We start from the raw sequence: 15,907 nt of genomic DNA, 5'->3' as shown, positions 1-15,907 counted from the left end.
GTGCTGGGCAGCGGCATGGTGCATCCGCGTGTGATCGAAGCGTGCGGGCTCGACCCCAATGAGTGGCAGGGCTTTGCCTTCGGCACCGGGGTCGATCGCCTCGCCATGCTGAAATATGGCCTGACCGATCTGCGCGCCTTTTTCGATGGCGACATCAAGTGGCTGAAGCACAACGGCTTCTCGGCCTTTGACCTGCCCTCCATTTCTGCTGGAGCCGTCTCGTGAAGTTCACCCTGTCCTGGCTCAAGGACCATCTCGACACCAACGCCAGCGTCGATGAGATCGCCGCCGCGCTAACCGGCTGCGGCCTCGAAGTGGAAGGCATCGAGAACCCGGCCGAACGCTTGAGCGCCTTCACCATCGCCCATGTGCTCACCGCGGAACGCCACCCGCAGGCCGACAAGTTGCAAGTATTGAGCGTCGATACCGGCAGCGGCGAGCCCATGCAGGTGGTGTGCGGCGCCCCCAATGCACGCGCCGGCATGAAAGGCGTGTTCGGCGCCCCCGGCACCTATGTGCCCGGCAGTGGCATCACGCTGAAGGTGTCGGAGATCCGCGGTGTCGAATCGAAGGGCATGATGTGCTCCATGCGTGAGCTGGAACTGTCGGACGAGCATGACGGCATCATTGCGCTGCCCGACGATGCGCCGGTGGGCGCGCGCTATGCCGATTGGGCGGGCCTCAATGATCCGGTGTTCGATATCGCCATCACGCCGAACCGGCAGGAGTGCCTGGGCGTGCTCGGCATCGCGCGCGATCTGGCCGCGGCCGGCATCGGCACGTTGAAGGCGCGCAGCATCGCACCGGTGGCCGGCAGCTTCCCGATGCCGCGCCCGATCACGATTGAAGACGCCGAGGGCTGCCCGGCCTTCGCCGGCCGCATCGTGCGCGGCGTGAGCAACGGCGCCTCGCCGGACTGGCTGCAGCGCCGCCTGCGCGCCGTGGGCCTGCGCCCGATTTCGGCGCTGGTCGATATCACCAACTTCCTAAGCATCGATAGCGGCCGCCCGCTGCACGTCTATGACGTCGCCAAGCTCAACGGCGGCCTCACCGCCCGCCGCGCCCGCGCTGGCGAAAGTGTGCTGGCGCTGAACGGCAAGACCTATGCGCTCGACGAGAGCATGACCATCATCGCCGACGACGCCGAAGTCCACGACATCGGCGGCATCATGGGCGGCGAGCACAGCGGCTGCTCCGAAACCACCACCGACGTGCTGATTGAATCGGCCTATTTCACGCCGGAACGCATCGGCACCACCGGCCGCGCACTGGGCATCAACTCAGACGCCCGCGCCCGCTTCGAGCGCGGCGTTGATCCGCTGTTCGTCGTGCCCGGCTTGGAACTGGCCACGCAAATGGTGCTCGATCTGTGCGGCGGTGAGCCGTCCGAAATGGTTGTCGCCGGCCAGGTTCCCGATCCCAGCCGCAGCATCGCCTATCGCCCGTCGCGCGTGCTCGGCCTCGCCGGGCTGGATGTGGCCGAAGACGAGCAGGCCGATATCCTCACCCGCTTGGGCTTCGGCGTCACCAAGGGTGATGTCTGGCAAGTTTCCGTGCCGTCCTGGCGGCGCGATGTCGATGGCGAAGCCGATCTGGTCGAGGAAGTCGTGCGCATCCATGGACTCGACAAGGTGCCAGCCACGCCCTTGCCGCGCGCCGAAGGCGTGGCCGCGCCCACGGCCACGCCGCTGCAGCGCACCCAGCGCCGCCTGGGCCGTGTGCTGGCCAGCCGTGGCCTCGATGAAGCCATCACCTGGAGCTTCCTGCCGCCGGCCCACGCCGACGCCTTCGGCGGCGCGGCGTACTCCCTCGCCAACCCAATCTCTGCCGATATGGCCGCCATGCGCCCGAGCCTGCTGCCCGGGCTCCTGTCGGCCGCCGCCCGCAACATGGATCGGGGCACCGCATCCGTGCGCCTGTTCGAATTGGGCCAGCGTTATCTCGCCGATGCCGAACGCCCAACCGCCGCCATCCTGCTGGCCGGTGAGGCACGCAGCCGCGACTGGCGCTCCGGCCCGGCCACCAAGCCCGACGCCTATGACGCCAAGGCCGAAGCCCTCGCCGCGCTCGCGGCACTGGGCGCGCCCGTGCAGCGCCTCCAGGTCGTCGCCCCGGCGGACGGCTGGTGGCACCCCGGCCGCGCGGGCCGGCTGGTGTTGGGCAAGGTGCCGCTCGCCGATTTCGGCATCATCCACCCGCGCGTTTCCGCCCAGTTCGACGCGAAGGGGCCGGTTGCCGCCGTCGAACTCTATCTCGATGCACTGCCGCCGCGCAGCCGCAAGCGCGAGGCCTGGGCGCCCAGCCCGCTCTTGCCGCTCAGCCGCGACTTCGCCTTCGTGGTGGATGAAAGCTTGCCCGCCGACAGCCTGCTGCGCGCCGTGGCCGGTGCCGACAAGGTGCTGATCGCCGGGGTGCGCCTGTTCGATCGCTATGCCGGGCCGGGCATCGAACCGGGCAAGCTCAGCCTTGCGGTGGAAGTCACGTTGCAGCCCACCACCGCCACGCTCACCGAAGCCGAGATCGAAGCGGTCTCGGCCAAGGTGATCGCGGCGGCCGGCAAGCTGGGGGCGTCCTTGCGGGGTTGAACCCGCTTTTGCTGCCCCCTTTCGCTGCACCGGCGCTTTGCCCTATGGTGCAACGGAGCGGGCACCTTGGCCCCGCGTAATGTGCCCGGAGCCGATGGCCCCCTTCCCCTGGCTGGACGCCGCGATCATCGCTGGCCTGATCCTGCTCAACGGCTTTTTTGCCATGTCGGAACTCGCCATCGTCTCGGCCCGGCGGCCGCGGTTGCGCGGACTGGCTGAACGGGGTTCCAGCGGTGCCCGCACCGCGCTGGCGCTGGCCGAGGATTCGAACCGCTTCCTGTCGGGCGTGCAGATCGGCATCACTTTGGTGGGCATCATCAACGGTGCCTATTCCGGTGCCACGCTGGCGGTGCCGGTGGGCGATCGGCTGGAGCTGTGGTTTGGCCTGCCGGCGCATCTGGCCGAAGAAACCGGCTTTGCCGTGGTGATCGTGATCGCCACTTATCTGTCGCTGATTCTCGGCGAACTCGTGCCCAAGCAGTTCGCGCTGCGCAGCCCCGAAGCCATTGCCGTACGGGTCGCGCCGATTATGGTGCTGTTCGCGCGCGTCACAACGCCGTTCGCGTGGCTGCTCGACCGGTCGAGCCATTTCGTCTTCCGCGTGCTGGGCCAGAGCCGCGAGGGCGACCAGACGGTGACGGAAGAAGAGCTGCGCTCCGTCGTGGCCGAAGCCACCACCGCCGGCGTGATCGACGCCGAGGAAAGCGACATGATTTCCGGCATCATGCGCCTGGCCGACCGGCGCGTGCGCGGCGTGATGACACCGCGCGGCGAAGTCGAATGGATCGATGCCGATGCCGATGAAGCCGTGGTGCGCGCGCGCCTCGCGGCCACCCCGCACAGCCGCATCCTGGTGGCGCGCGGCGGCGTGGACAACATCATCGGCGTGCTGCAAGCACGCGACGTGGTGCAGGCGCTGATCGAAGGCAAGCCGCTTGATCTGGCGGCGCTGGCGCGGCAAGCCCCGGTGCTGCCCGACGTGGTGGATGCCGTCGAAGCGCTCAATGCGCTGCGCGATGCCGATATCCCGATGGCGCTGGTGCATGATGAATATGGCCATTTCGAAGGCATCGTGACGCCGTCTGACGTGCTGTCGGCCATTGCCGGCGCCTTCCGCAGCGATGTTGATGATCATGATGATCCGCCCGCGGTGGAGCGTGATGACGGCAGTTGGCTGATATCGGGTGCGCTGCCGGTGGATGAACTCGCCCACCGGCTGGGCGTGCCACTGCCCGAAGACCGCGATTATGAAACGGTGGCCGGCCTGGCGCTGGAACAATTGCGTCACCTGCCGCAAACCGGCGAGAAATTCCGGGTGGGACCGTGGCAGTTCGAGATCATCGACATGGATGGCCGCAAGATCGACAAACTGCTGGCCAGCCGGGGGAGTAACGGAGGGGCGGCATGAAACTGATGGCGTTACTGATGCTGGCACAGGCCGTGATCGCCCCCACATCGCCACAGCCGAAGAAGGTGATTCTGGATCGGGACGCCTATCCGGAAGCCGCCCGCGATGCCGGGGTGGAAGGCGATATCGCCTTTGATCTGGCCATCGACGCCAAGGGCGTCATCACCGGCTGCACGGTGACCAAGGGCGCCGATCAGCCCTTCAATCTTGCTGCCGATGCCTGCGCGCTGGCCAGGGCCAATTGGAAGTTCCTGCCGGCACGCGCTGAGGCTGGCAAGAAAGTGCCGGGCACCGTGCATTATGCAATCGCCTTCCGCATTTCCCGGCGCTGCCCGCCGCCCGATGGGCAGACGGTCTGCGTGTTTCTCTAGAGCGGCTTTCGATCAATCTGGATCGCCGGTACGGAGTCGATATGGCTTTGGTGCAAGAAGCGAGAAGGGCAGGATGCCAAGGCATCGTAACCGACGAGCGACGCAGCACCGGAGCAATATCGGCCCGCCCCGCAAGAGGTCGCGCCTTGGCGCAATGACGGCGATTCAGGTTGGTCGAAAGCCGCTCTGGGCCGGGCGATAAACCAGCGCCATCGCGCCGCCGCTGAAGCTCTGCGCGCTCACCAGTTGCAGGTCGAACGGCTGGGGCAAGCCGGCGAACAGCGCCACACCGGACCCAAGCGCCACCGGGCAGACCATCAGCTGAAAATCATCAACCAGCCCGCTGGCAGCCAGTGCCTGCGCGAAAAGCGCGCCGCCCAGCACCCTGATGTCCCCACCGGGCTGCGCCTTCCAGTGCGCAATCACGTCGACCAGATCGCCGCGGGCGATGAAGGGGGCGGCCCACGATCCGTCGGCATCCGGCGCAGCCGGGCGGCTGCGGCTGAACACCAGCTTGGGCGTGGCATTCATCACGGCGGCAAACGGCGATACAGCGGTGGGCCAGTACTACGCCATGTCGCCAAAGGACCGGCTGCCCATGGCGATCAGGCCGGCCTGATCCAGTTGCGCGACGACCCATGCATCGGTCGCATCATCCCCACTGCGAAAGATCCAGTCCTCGTTGTCGGTGCCGCTGCTGACAAAGCCATCCAGCGACACGAACATGCCGAGGACGACACGGCGCGTCAGCGATTCAGCCCTGGCTCTTTTCGGTACCGGCATAAGGCGGAACCGAGGGCGCGCGTTCGTCAAGATTGACCCACAGGGCAAGACACGCTGCCAGGAGCACCGCAATGCCGCCCGCCAGCAGCGCCGGCCGGCGGTTGCCAAGGCTGCCGGGACCATCAGGCAGCATCGGCGCCAGCAGTGCCAGCACCGGGATCAGCAGCGGCACGGTGGCAAAGGGCATGGGCGCGCCGATGCCGAGGAAGGCGAAGTGAAACAATTCCGCCCCCAGCGCCAGGCCGGGAATGGCCAGCAGTGCCGCCGGGGCGACCTGCGCCATACCCGTCGCGCCGGGCCGAGCGCCCAGCACCGCGGCGATGGCCGCCAGCAGCGCCGGCCAGGCCAGCACGGGCCCGGCACCGGGCAGCAGGATCTGCGCAACCAGCGCGCCTGCAAAGCACAGCGCCGCCCAGGCCAGCCAGCGATCCCACAGGCTGCCGGCCGGAGCGGCGGCCAGGAACAACAGCACCGCCAGTGCCGCCAGCGCCGCGACCACTTCCAGCCGCGGCAGGGCGGCAAGCCGGTCATAATATTCGGCGCCGACGCTGCCCGACAGCAGGTTGAGGCCGAACATCAGCACCCCGGCGATGATCAGCGCCAGCACGGCCTGGCCCAGCGCCATCAGCATGCCGCCCAGAGTCCATTCGCCCCGCCGCCAGACCGCCGCCAGCACCAGCAAGCCGGCAATGCCCGCAAGCAGGACCCAGCCGGTGGCCGGGGTATAGGCGATGATGCCCACAAGGGGCGCACTGGCGAACACGGCGTTTTCTGTGCGGGCGGGCAGTTCGGAGACGGTGACGAGATCACGGGTGATGGCCAGCGCGCTGTCCCCCAGATGCTGCAGCGCGCCCTGGTCCAGGCGCTCTGCGGTCATCAATGGGCTGTGATAGCCCCAGGCATCGCCGATGAAGGCAAAATTCAATCCGGCCTGTCCGCGCAGTTTCACCGGCGTGAAATCCGTATCGTTGGGCAGGCTTTCATACAGGGTGACGGCAAGGCTGCTGGCCGACGCGCCCGGCGCCACGGCAGCGAGGCGGCGCACCAGATCGCTGTTCTTTGGCCCGGTCTGGAACATCATCGCCCGGCCGCCGCCGCCGCGCGCTTCCAGATTGATCGTCACGCCGATGCGCGCTGCAATCGGATCGGCCGCCGCACCCGGCGCAAAGATGGCGCGGGCGCCGACCAGGCCCAGTTCTTCGGCATCGGTGAACAGCAGCACCAGATCGCGGGCCTGCGTGGCCTGCGGAATGGCACGCGCCACTTCCAGCGCGGCGGCGACACCAGCGATATCGTCGGCGGCACCGGGTGAGGCCCACACCGAATCATGATGGGCCAGCAGCGCGACGGCCGGTGCAGCCGCGTCCTTGCCGGCGCGCACCGCGACAAGGCTGATGGCGGGTGCGGCGGGGTTGCCGCCCCATTTCGCCAGCCGCTGCGCCGGCTTTTCGGCAAGCGGTGTGACGACACGGCGGGTGGTGAAGCCCAGCTCGGTCAGCCGGCGTTCCATTTCGGCAATGGCCGCCAGATTGGCCGGGGTGCCGGTGGGGTGCGGTTCACGCGCCAGCACCCGCACATCGGCCATGGCACGACCGGCGCTGAACTGATCGGCGGGCGCATTGGCATCAACCGGCGTCGGCGTCTGGATTGTCCACCAGCCAAGCAGCAGCCCGGCCGCCAGGGTAGCCAAGAAAAGCGGCCAACGACTCACGCGCTACTTCCCCCCCAGTTTCTGCGCCTGTGCCCACGCCAGATCAGCCAGCGCCTCGAATCCTTCGGCGCTTTTCTTTGCATGGGCCGATGTGGCGGTGCCGCGGATCACCCGGCCCTTGATGCCATGGATGATGCCGGCCAACCGGAACATGTTGTAAGCAACATAGAAATCAATGTCGGGGATGCCATCGCGGCCGGTGCGGCGGCAATAGGCGTCGATATATTCCGCTTCCGAAGGCAGGCCCATTGCTTCCAGATCATTGCCCACCAGGCCCGTCGTGGTGCTGGGCGGCATGCGGTACATCATCAGGTGATAGGAAAAATCCGCCAGCGGATGGCCCAGCGTCGAAAGTTCCCAATCCAGCACTGCCAGCACGCGGGGCTCGGTGGGGTGGAAGATCATGTTGTCACAACGATAATCGCCGTGGACGATGGCCACTTCATCGCCCGGCGGGATGTTGGCGGGAAGCCATTCCACAAGCTTGTCCATCGGGCCGTAACGCCCAGCGTCGACGTCTTCCAGATACTGCTTCGACCAGCGCCCGATCTGCCGCGCGAAATAATTGCCCGGCTTACCGAAATCGCCGAGCCCAGCCGCCACCGGATCGATCATGTGCAGATCGGCGATCGTCTTGTTCATGGCGTCGAAATAGGCGCGGCGCTCGGGCTTGGGCACGCCCGGGAAGGTCGTGTCCCAGATCACCCGGCCATCCACACAATCCATGATGTAGAACCAGGTGCCGATCACGTCATTGTCGTGGCACAGGCCGAAGGTGCGCGCGACGGGGAAGCCTTGCGCGTAAAGCGCGGTGATCACCTTATATTCGCGGTCCACAGCGTGGGCGGACGGCAGCAACTGGCCCGGCGGCTTGCGGCGCAGCACATAATTCTGGCCGGGCGTGATCAGCTTGTAGGTCGGGTTGGATTGCCCGCCCTTGAATTGTTCGATGCTCAGCGGGCCAGCATAGCCTTCAACGTTGGCCTGCATCCACTCAGCGAGCCGGCCGGCGTCGATCTCCTGGCCGGGCCGCACCGCGCTGGTGCCCGAAAATTGCTCTTGCCGATCGCTCATCGCGCCTCTCCCGAAACGGCGGAATCAGGCGGTCTTGCCGATATCCCGCCGGAAATGGCCGCCGTGCCATCTTATCTTGCGAATAGCCGCATAGGCCAGCGCGCACGCCTCGGAAATATCATGGCCCAGCGCCGTGATGTTGAGCACGCGCCCACCGGCGGCGACCAGCCTGCCATCCTCGCTGCGCTTGGTGCCGGCGTGGAACACGTGGCAGCCCAAGGCTTCGGCCGCGCTGATCCCATCGATCACCGTGCCGGCCACAGGCCGCCACGGATAGCCCTTGGCGGCCATCACCACCGTCACCGCCGCATCCTTGCTCCACACCGGATCAACCGCGGCCAGGCTGCCGGTCGCGGCCGCCCACATCAGCTCGACCGCATCGGATTCCAGCCGCATCATCAGCACCTGGGCTTCGGGATCACCCAGCCGCACGTTGTATTCAATCAGCATCGGGCCATCGGCCGTCAGCATCAGCCCAGCATAGAGGAAACCCTGGAAAGGCGTGCCGCGCGCCTTCATCGCCGCCAGCGTCGGCAACACGATTCGCTCCATCGCCTGGGCTTGCAGGGCGGGCGTCAGGCGCGGGCTCGGGGAGATCGCGCCCATGCCGCCGGTGTTCGGGCCTTCATCGCCATCGCGCAGCCGCTTGTGATCCTGCGCGGTGGGCAGCACCCGCACGGTTTCACCATCGGTGAGGATGAACAGGCTGGCTTCTGGCCCTTCAAGGCACTGCTCCACCACGACCGGGCCGTGGATTTCGGCCAGCGCGGCGAGGCCTTCCTCGTTGGATTCGGCCACCGTCACGCCCTTGCCGCCGGCCAGGCCATCGGCCTTCACGACGACGGGCAGCGGGTGGACGGCAACATAATGATGGGCATCCGCCGCACTGGCGAAACGCCGGAAGCGGGCGGTGGGAATGTCGTACTTGGCACACAGATCTTTGGTGAAGCCTTTGGAGGCTTCGAGCTCCGCCGCTGCTGCCGATGGGCCAACCACCGGCACACCGGCGCTGCGCAACGCATCGGCGACGCCAGCGACCAGCGGCGCTTCCGGGCCGACGACCACCAGCGCGATGCCATTGGCCGCGACGAAATCCACCACGGCCTTGGGGTTGGTCACGTCCAGCGCCACGCAACTCGCCACCTCGGCAATACCGGCGTTGCCGGGTGCGCACAGCAGCCGCCCGCAGCGCGGTGACTGCCTCAGCTTCCAGCACAGCGCATGCTCGCGGCCACCGCAGCCCAGCACAAGGATATCAACAGATTCGGGGCATGCACTCATGGGCCCTTCCATATCATGCCAAAATGTCGCGGCAAGGCGCTTTGCCACGCGATGGCCACGGTTTATGGAAGCCGAGTGAACGAAATCCCGGACAACACCCCCGAATATAGCGTCAGCGAGATCGCCGGCGCGCTGAAGCGCACGGTGGAGACCGCCTTTGGCCAGGTGCGCGTGCGCGGCGAACTGTCGGGATTCCGCCGCCAATCCAGCGGCCACTGGTATGGCAGCCTGAAGGACGAACGCGCCCTGATCGATCTCGCCATGTGGCGCGGGCCGGCGGCAAACCTCTCTTTCCGCCCGGAAGACGGCCTGGAAGTCATCGTCACCGGCAAGCTCACCACCTATCCCGGCCGCTCCAAATATCAGCTGATCGTCGAAACGATGGAGCCGGCCGGCGTCGGCGCGCTGCTCGCCCAGATCGAGGCGCGGCGGCTGAAACTGCAAGCCGAAGGCCTGTTCGATCCGGCGCGCAAGAAGCAGTTGCCGTGGCTACCCGGTACCATTGGCGTCGTCACCAGCCCCACCGGCGCCGTGATTCGCGACATTCTCCACCGTCTGGCCGATCGTTTCCCGCGCCGTGTGTTGGTGTGGCCGGTGGCGGTGCAGGGCGAAGGCAGTGCGGCGCAGGTCGCCAATGCCATAGCCGGCTTCAACGCCATTGCGCCCGGCGGAGCAATTCCGCGCCCCGATCTGATCATCGTGGCGCGCGGCGGCGGCTCCATCGAGGATCTGGCCGCCTTCAACGAGGAAAATGTCGTGCGCGCCGCCGCCGCCAGCCAGATCCCGCTGATCAGCGCCGTGGGCCACGAGACCGATACGACCCTGATCGATTACGCGTCGGACTGGCGCGCCCCCACCCCCACCGCCGCCGCCGAACGCGCCGTGCCGGTGCGGGCGGAACTGGCGGCATCGATTGCCATGATGGCCGGGCGGCTGGATGCCGGCGTGGTGCGCGGCTGGAAACAGCGCCGTGAACGCAGTGTCGGCCTCGTCCGCCGGCTGCCGCAGCCGCGCAACCTGATCGGGCTGGTGGCGCAGCGCATCGACGATCTTGCGGAACGTCTGCCCAATGCCCTGAACGCCCGCGCCACGCAGGTGGCTTTGCGCCTGAACAACGCCGGCACCCGCCTGCGCCCCGCCCTGCTCACCGCCCGGCTGGAACGCAGCTGCGAACGGCTGGCCGGCGCCTCGGCGCGGTTGGCCCCGGCGCTGGCCAGGCCATTGAATGCGGATGCACAGAAACTCACCCGCATCGGCGCCGGACTGCGGCCGTTCCTGATCGAATCGCGGCTCGCCACGGCGTCCGCCCGGCTGGCACAGGCGACACGCATGCTGGCCAGCCTCAGCCCGCTCGCGGTTTTGGCCCGCGGCTATGCCATTGTCACCGGCCCGGATGGCCAAGTCGTGGCGTCGGCCAGCGCCGCCTCGGCAAAGCCAAGCTTGACAATCCGCTTTGCAGATGGCGAAACACCGGCCTTCACCAAACCTGTCCCGCCACAGGGGAATTTTTTCTGATGCTCGATCGTTTCGGCCGGCCGGCCCGCCTGATCTATGGATCGGGCAGCTATCGCATAGTCGAAGCCGGCGATTATGTGTTGTGCGCCGACACCGGCCAGCGCATCAACCTGGCGGCCCTGCGTTATTGGAGCCACGAGCTTCAGGAAGCCTATTTCAGCGCTGATGTTGCCAGCAAGCGGTACGCCGAAATGCGCGCGAAGGGCATGTTTCCTGCGTGATGCGCTATGTGGCCATGCCGGTTCTGGTGACAACCGCCGCCATCACTGGTGCGGCTGCGCCCCTGCCGCTGGCCATCGCCCAGCCGCTCACGGCCGTGCAGGGCCAGTTGCTGATCACTGCACTCCCCGCCGGCAGCCATGATCTGCGACTGGATGGGCAACCGGTGCATCTGGAGGGCGATGGCCGCTTCATGCTGGGTGTGGACCGCGATTTTACCGGCACCAAGGCGTTGGAGTGGGTGACGAAGGATGGCCGCAGCGCCCGCCGTGATCTGGTGGTGACGGACCGTGAGTGGGTGATCGATCGCTTGCCCGCCCGCCTGGGCCTGGTGACCTGGGTAACCGCCCTGCGCGACCTGGAATATGAGGCACGGCGCGAAGCGGAAGTGGCGCAGGTGAAGGCTGCCCGCGCCAAAATCTCGCCCTGGCCGTTCTGGCGCGCGCCCTTCCATTGGCCGGCCACTGGGCGCATCTCCACGCATTTTGGCGCCCAGCGCGTATATGGCGATATCCCGGCCAGCTATCACGGCGGCATGGACATCGCCGCCCCGCACGGCACGCCGGTGAAAGCGCCCATCCCCGGCGTGGTGCGGCTGGCGGCTGGGCCGTTCATGCTGGAAGGCAATCTGATCATCATCGATCACGGCCGCGGGCTGTTCTCGGCAATGATGCACCTCTCCAAGCTGGAGGTGAAACCCGGTGACATCGTGGCGCAAGGCCAGGTGATCGGCCGCATCGGCTCCACCGGGCGTTCCACCGGGCCCCATTTGCACTGGGGCATGACCTGGCACGGCGTGAAGGTTGACCCCGAAGCGCTGCTGCCGCCAATGCCCGAGAAGGACGCGACGGGGCGGTAAGCCTTACTCCACTACGCGCTTCACCCGCACCGCCAGCTGGCCTTCGACATTGGCGAGATAGCTGCCCATCGCCGCGCGGCGGATTCGGATCTTCATGCCCGGCTTGGGATCGCGGCGGAAACCAATGGCATCGGTTTGCAGCCAGGTGCTGCCATCGTCCAGCACGAAGCGCCAGCCGGCGGTGCGGCTGGGCCGGGCGGCGGTGATGGTCGCTTCGATCTCGGTCAGCGCGCCGCGTTCGTCCTTCTTCTCGCCTTCGGCCACTTCGTCCTTGTCGGCGCCGAACAGGTTGAAACTGGGCAACGCCAGCCCGAACAGACCGCGCCGCGCCTTCTTCACCTCTTCCTTGTCGGCCACCAGCACGTCGCGATTTTCCGCCGCGCCGGCCAGGGCGGCCACGCCGGCATCAAGGCAGGCCAGCCGCGCGGCACTGTCGGTGAGCACGCGGCAGTCGAACAATTTCTGCACCACCGCCGGCGGGGCCTGCTTCGGCTTGTCGGCAGCAGCAGCGGGGGCGGCAATCAGCAGCAGGGCGAGCGGGGCAATGCGCATGGTTAAACCTCGAATTTTCTCTGCGGTCTTCGATACGCCATCGCCGCGATACCGCCAACTGGCTTGCCGCTGCGCCTGCCACAGGCCATTACAGAAAAAACGGAGGGGACATGACCAAGACGATCGCACTCAGCCTGCTGCTGGCCACCGCTGCAACGGCACAGACACCCACCATGCTGCCGGATATCGGCCCCAAGTTCGAGGCGGTCACCCCGGCCGCCGATTATATCCGCCGCGAAGTGATGATGGCGATGCGCGATGGGGTGAAGCTCTACACGGTGATCGTGATGAAGAAGGGCACGGCCAATGGCCCGATCCTGCTGACCCGTACGGTCTACAACGCCGGCAAGAACACCTCGCGCAACCCAAGCCAGTCCATCACCGAGATATTGCCGGTCAGCGACGCCGAGTTCGTCACCGATGGCTATATCCGCGTCTATCAGGATGTGCGCGGCCGCAACAAATCCGAAGGCGACTATGTCATCACCCGGCCTTTGAAGGGCCCACTGAACAGCACGCAGACCGATCACAGCACCGATGCCTATGACACGATCGACTGGCTGGTGAAGAACGTGCCGGAAACCAACGGCCGCATTGCCATCACCGGATCGTCCTACCCCGGTTTCACCAGCCTGATGGCGCTGGTCGATCCGCACCCGGCGTTGAAGGCGGCCGTGCCGATGTCGCCCATGGTCGATGGCTGGATGGGCGATGACTGGTTCCACAACGGCGCCTTCCGCCAGACCATGCTGGATTATTTCACCGGCCAGACCGCGACCAAGAATGACGAAGACCCGGTCGCCATGGGCCACCGCGATTATTATGCCGAGTTCCTCAGCGCCGGATCGGTGGGCGGCTATATCGCCCGCTTTGGCCTCGATACGCTGCCCGGCGTGAAGAAACTGATGGAGCACCCATCGTACGACAGTTGGTGGCAGGGCCAGGCGCTCGACAAGATATTGGGCGCCCGCCCGCTGACCGTGCCGACCATGCTGGTGGTGGGCCAGTGGGACCAGGAAGACAGCTATGGCGCTCCGGCCGTCTATCGCGCGCTGGAACCCAAGGACACCGGCAACAAGCTGCTGTCCCTCGTCATCGGGCCATGGCGGCATTCAGGCGTGAATTATGTTGGCTCGGCGCTGGGCGTGCTGAAGTTCGCTGGCGACACTGGCCTGCAATTCCGCCGCGACGTGATGAAGCCGTTCCTCGACTCCCATCTGAAGCCCGGCGCCCCGGCGTTCGATACGCCGCCGGTGCTCACCTATGCGGTGAATGCCGACAAATGGCAGCGGCACGACCGCTTTCCCGCTGGCGAGACGGTGAACCTCTATCTGGATGACCGCTTCAGCCTGTCACTGAACGCGCCGGCGGCCAAGACGGCGCATGATGACTATGTGTCGGATCCGGCCCACCCGGTGCCGTTCGTGCCGGTGCCGGTGAACGTGCGCGACCGCACGGTGTGGGGGCCGTGGCTGGTCAGCGACCAGCGCCACGCCAGCGTGCGCCCCGATGTCGTCACCTATGTCTCCCAGCCGCTGAAGGCCCCGCTGCAGATCCATGGCCAGCCGGAGGCCAATCTGTTCGCCAGCACATCCGGCACCGACAGTGATTGGGTGGTGAAGCTGATCGACGTCTTCCCCGAAGAAAATAGCGCTCAGCCTGAACAGGCCGGGCTCCAGTTGGGTATCGGCATGGAGATTTTCCGCGGCCGTTACGTGAAGAGCTTTGAAAAGCCGGAACCGCTCACTCCCGGCAAGGCCGAGCGCTACCGCTTTCTGCTGCCCGGCGTAAACCATGTGATCCCGGCCGGCCACCGGCTGATGGTGCAGGTGCAATCAAGCTGGTTCCCGCTCTATGACCGCAACCCGCAAAAGTTCGTGCCCAACATCTTCACCGCGTCTCCGCAAGACTATCAAAAGGCGACGCAGGGCGTGTGGCGCGATACACAGCGGCCCAGCCACATCGCCATTCCGGTGATGGGCGGTGCTGCTGCCGCCCGCGCTGCCTTGAACAACTGAAAGACAAAACAATGTTGACCATTTATCCGATCACCACCCTTGCGCTCGTGCTGGCGCTGATCGTCTATTTCGCCCTGTCGGTGAATGTCGGCCGCGCCCGCGCCACCTGGAACGTGCCGGCGCCGCAAGCCAGCGGCCACCCGGAGTTCGACAAGCGTTACCGCGTGCAAATGAACACGCTGGAGCAACTGGCGCTGTTAGTGCCGGGCGTCATCGTCGGCGCGCCGGTGCTGGGCGATCTCGTCGCCGGCGGCCTTGCCCTGTTGTGGAGCGTCGGCCGCATCGTTTTTGCCAGCGCCTATTACACGGATCCGGCCAAGCGCGGCCCCGGCTTCGGCCTTACACTGCTGCCCAGCCTGGTGCTGCTGCTGGCCGGTGCCTGGGGCGCGATCTCCGCGCTGATCTGAATACGCCATCCGGCCCGGCATCCATCGGAATGCCTGGCCGGAGGGGACTGGGCCGGGCGGGAGAGTTGCCCGGCACAGAAGCGTTCAGAAGCGCCAGCCGACGCCCACGCCGATGATCAGCGGGTTGATATCGGCCCGGAGATTGTTGACCAGCGCGCCGGTGGTCAGGCGGGCATTGGTGTCCATGTCGACATATTTGGCATCGATGTTGATGAACATCTTTTCCGTGATGTCGAAATCGACGCCGGCCTGCAGCACAAAGCTGAAGCTGTTGGACAGGTTCACGTTGGTGGCGCCGATGGCATTCACCAGCTGGGTCGAGGCCTTCTCGTTGTAGAACATCGTCCAGTTCACCCCGGCGCCCACATAGGGGTGAATCTTGCCCTCTGGCGCGAAATGATATTGCAGCGTCAGTGTGGGCGGCAGCACCCAGGTGCAGGCCAGCCGGCCTACACCAGCAAGCGCACCACCGCCTTCCACGCAATGCTTGGTGGTCGCCGCGATCAGTTCCACGCCGATATGATCGGTCAGCATGTAGGTGAAATCGATTTCCGGGGCATAGGCATTGGTGATTCTGCCGCCGCTGGTCGGGAAAGTGGGCAGCACCGGGCCGACCTTTTCCTGCGGCTGCACGGTGATGGCGCGCAGGCGCACCAGAAAATCGCCCTGCTTTGCCAGCACCGGGCTGGCCCCCAGCGCGAGCGCAAGAACGGCGGCGGCAGTTTTTAGCATCCTAGTCATCATGTTCGTCCCTGTTGTCGTGATGACCGCCTTGTGGCGAAGCGTGCGGCGCTTCTCATTGATCTGGCTCAATAAATGCCTAAGGGCGATTGCGGAGAGGGTTTCCCCCTAACATATCGTTCTTGAAGTGTCAGATTGTATCCTGCTCATCATTTAATCTTATATTTTTTATGAGCTTATGAAGAGTTTTATGTCTAGACGCTCCATCAAGTATCTGACAATCTCACGCAGAAAGTGGGGCCAGAAGTAGGGCCTGATATGCGGGGAAGCGATGGCGCGAACGGAAAAAAAGCTATCAGCACGAGAGGCAGAGACGCTGAAGCGCCCCGGCCGCCACTCAGACGGCGGGGGGCTTTACCTCAGCATTGACGCGAGCGGTCGTC

Annotated in this window: 15 protein-coding genes and 1 pseudogene; 9 read left to right on the top strand and 7 right to left on the bottom strand. The window is 66.0% G+C overall.

Features of this window, described 5'->3' with window-relative positions:
* The 4 genes and pseudogenes from Q7O19_RS10875 to Q7O19_RS10860 form a co-directional block, all read left to right on the top strand.
* A pseudogene (locus tag Q7O19_RS10875) lies at positions 1 to 225 on the top strand (phenylalanine--tRNA ligase subunit alpha); the annotation flags it as partial.
* A complete protein-coding gene (pheT, locus tag Q7O19_RS10870; protein WP_303810527.1) occupies positions 222 to 2,585 on the top strand; it encodes a phenylalanine--tRNA ligase subunit beta in 2,364 nt (787 codons plus the stop codon). The pseudogene Q7O19_RS10875 and the gene pheT, both read left to right, overlap by 4 nt.
* A 94-nt stretch (positions 2,586 to 2,679) precedes the next feature.
* A complete protein-coding gene (locus tag Q7O19_RS10865) occupies positions 2,680 to 3,993 on the top strand; it encodes a hemolysin family protein (protein ID WP_303810526.1) in 1,314 nt (437 codons plus the stop codon).
* Positions 3,990 to 4,364, top strand: a complete 375-nt coding sequence (locus Q7O19_RS10860) for a TonB family protein (protein ID WP_303810525.1) — start codon at positions 3,990 to 3,992, stop codon at positions 4,362 to 4,364. The genes Q7O19_RS10865 and Q7O19_RS10860 overlap by 4 nt, the downstream gene beginning before the upstream one ends.
* A gap of 165 nt (positions 4,365 to 4,529) precedes the next feature.
* On the opposite strand, the gene Q7O19_RS10855 is transcribed toward Q7O19_RS10860, so the two are convergent.
* From Q7O19_RS10855 to purD, 5 genes are read right to left on the bottom strand one after another with little or no spacing between them, the layout of a single operon-like run.
* Positions 4,530 to 4,895: a dihydrofolate reductase family protein gene (locus tag Q7O19_RS10855; RefSeq protein ID WP_303810524.1), complete on the bottom strand. Its 366-nt coding sequence runs from the start codon at positions 4,893 to 4,895 to the stop codon at positions 4,530 to 4,532.
* Between the two features lie 36 nt (positions 4,896 to 4,931).
* On the bottom strand, positions 4,932 to 5,090 hold the full coding sequence (locus tag Q7O19_RS10850) for a hypothetical protein (RefSeq protein WP_303810523.1): 159 nt from the start codon (positions 5,088 to 5,090) through the stop codon (positions 4,932 to 4,934).
* 28 nt (positions 5,091 to 5,118) lie between these two features.
* Entirely contained in the window at positions 5,119 to 6,837 is a 1,719-nt protein-coding gene (locus Q7O19_RS10845) for a M20/M25/M40 family metallo-hydrolase (RefSeq protein WP_303810522.1), read from the bottom strand.
* Between the two features lie 24 nt (positions 6,838 to 6,861).
* Entirely contained in the window at positions 6,862 to 7,932 is a 1,071-nt protein-coding gene (locus tag Q7O19_RS10840) for a phosphotransferase (protein WP_303810520.1), read from the bottom strand.
* A 24-nt stretch (positions 7,933 to 7,956) separates the two neighbouring features.
* Positions 7,957 to 9,213 carry a phosphoribosylamine--glycine ligase gene (purD, locus tag Q7O19_RS10835; protein WP_303810518.1) on the bottom strand — a complete coding sequence of 419 codons (1,257 nt, stop codon included), beginning with the start codon at positions 9,211 to 9,213 and terminating at the stop codon, positions 7,957 to 7,959.
* Positions 9,214 to 9,264: 51 nt separating this feature from the next.
* Here purD and xseA point away from each other — a divergent pair, with 51 nt between their 5' ends.
* The 3 genes from xseA to Q7O19_RS10820 are packed head-to-tail and all read left to right on the top strand — an operon-like array spanning position 9,265 to position 11,806.
* Entirely contained in the window at positions 9,265 to 10,728 is a 1,464-nt protein-coding gene (gene xseA / locus Q7O19_RS10830; protein ID WP_303810516.1) for an exodeoxyribonuclease VII large subunit, read from the top strand.
* Positions 10,728 to 10,949: a DUF2093 domain-containing protein gene (locus tag Q7O19_RS10825; RefSeq protein ID WP_303810515.1), complete on the top strand. Its 222-nt coding sequence runs from the start codon at positions 10,728 to 10,730 to the stop codon at positions 10,947 to 10,949. The genes xseA and Q7O19_RS10825 overlap by 1 nt, the downstream gene beginning before the upstream one ends.
* Positions 10,949 to 11,806: a M23 family metallopeptidase gene (locus tag Q7O19_RS10820; protein ID WP_303810529.1), complete on the top strand. Its 858-nt coding sequence runs from the start codon at positions 10,949 to 10,951 to the stop codon at positions 11,804 to 11,806. The genes Q7O19_RS10825 and Q7O19_RS10820 overlap by 1 nt, the downstream gene beginning before the upstream one ends.
* A gap of 3 nt (positions 11,807 to 11,809) precedes the next feature.
* Here the strand turns inward: Q7O19_RS10820 and Q7O19_RS10815 are convergent, their stop codons facing one another.
* Complete coding sequence (locus Q7O19_RS10815) at positions 11,810 to 12,358, bottom strand: hypothetical protein (protein WP_303810514.1); 549 nt, start codon at positions 12,356 to 12,358, stop codon at positions 11,810 to 11,812.
* A gap of 110 nt (positions 12,359 to 12,468) precedes the next feature.
* Here Q7O19_RS10815 and Q7O19_RS10810 point away from each other — a divergent pair, with 110 nt between their 5' ends.
* Together Q7O19_RS10810 and Q7O19_RS10805 are read left to right on the top strand one after the other, a co-directional pair.
* Entirely contained in the window at positions 12,469 to 14,376 is a 1,908-nt protein-coding gene (locus Q7O19_RS10810) for a CocE/NonD family hydrolase (RefSeq protein ID WP_303810513.1), read from the top strand.
* Between the two features lie 11 nt (positions 14,377 to 14,387).
* Complete coding sequence (locus tag Q7O19_RS10805; protein WP_303810512.1) at positions 14,388 to 14,783, top strand: MAPEG family protein; 396 nt, start codon at positions 14,388 to 14,390, stop codon at positions 14,781 to 14,783.
* Positions 14,784 to 14,867: 84 nt separating this feature from the next.
* On the opposite strand, the gene Q7O19_RS10800 is transcribed toward Q7O19_RS10805, so the two are convergent.
* Entirely contained in the window at positions 14,868 to 15,527 is a 660-nt protein-coding gene (locus Q7O19_RS10800) for an OmpW family protein (RefSeq protein WP_303810511.1), read from the bottom strand.
* Positions 15,528 to 15,907 lie beyond the last annotated feature (380 nt).

The sequence above is a fragment of the Sandarakinorhabdus limnophila DSM 17366 genome, from assembly GCF_945882885.1.
Lineage (GTDB): Bacteria > Pseudomonadota > Alphaproteobacteria > Sphingomonadales > Sphingomonadaceae > Sandarakinorhabdus > Sandarakinorhabdus limnophila_A.
Note: the sequence above shows the minus strand (reverse complement) of the source record. Positions and strands in the feature narration are given on the sequence as shown.

Bases quoted from the DNA above. Each gene is read 5' to 3' on its own strand.
- Q7O19_RS10865 (WP_303810526.1), top strand. From the start codon at position 2,680: ATGGCCCCCTTCCCCTGGCTGGACGCCGCGATCATCGCTGGCCTGATC.
- Q7O19_RS10860 (WP_303810525.1), top strand. From the start codon at position 3,990: ATGAAACTGATGGCGTTACTGATGCTGGCACAGGCCGTGATCGCCCCC.
- Q7O19_RS10855 (WP_303810524.1), bottom strand. From the start codon at position 4,895: ATGAATGCCACGCCCAAGCTGGTGTTCAGCCGCAGCCGCCCGGCTGCG.
- Q7O19_RS10850 (WP_303810523.1), bottom strand. From the start codon at position 5,090: ATGTTCGTGTCGCTGGATGGCTTTGTCAGCAGCGGCACCGACAACGAG.
- Q7O19_RS10840 (WP_303810520.1), bottom strand. From the start codon at position 7,932: ATGAGCGATCGGCAAGAGCAATTTTCGGGCACCAGCGCGGTGCGGCCC.
- purD (WP_303810518.1), bottom strand. From the start codon at position 9,213: ATGAGTGCATGCCCCGAATCTGTTGATATCCTTGTGCTGGGCTGCGGT.
- xseA (WP_303810516.1), top strand. From the start codon at position 9,265: ATGGCCACGGTTTATGGAAGCCGAGTGAACGAAATCCCGGACAACACC.
- Q7O19_RS10825 (WP_303810515.1), top strand. From the start codon at position 10,728: ATGCTCGATCGTTTCGGCCGGCCGGCCCGCCTGATCTATGGATCGGGC.
- Q7O19_RS10820 (WP_303810529.1), top strand. From the start codon at position 10,949: ATGCGCTATGTGGCCATGCCGGTTCTGGTGACAACCGCCGCCATCACT.
- Q7O19_RS10815 (WP_303810514.1), bottom strand. From the start codon at position 12,358: ATGCGCATTGCCCCGCTCGCCCTGCTGCTGATTGCCGCCCCCGCTGCT.
- Q7O19_RS10810 (WP_303810513.1), top strand. From the start codon at position 12,469: ATGACCAAGACGATCGCACTCAGCCTGCTGCTGGCCACCGCTGCAACG.
- Q7O19_RS10805 (WP_303810512.1), top strand. From the start codon at position 14,388: ATGTTGACCATTTATCCGATCACCACCCTTGCGCTCGTGCTGGCGCTG.
- Q7O19_RS10800 (WP_303810511.1), bottom strand. From the start codon at position 15,527: ATGATGACTAGGATGCTAAAAACTGCCGCCGCCGTTCTTGCGCTCGCG.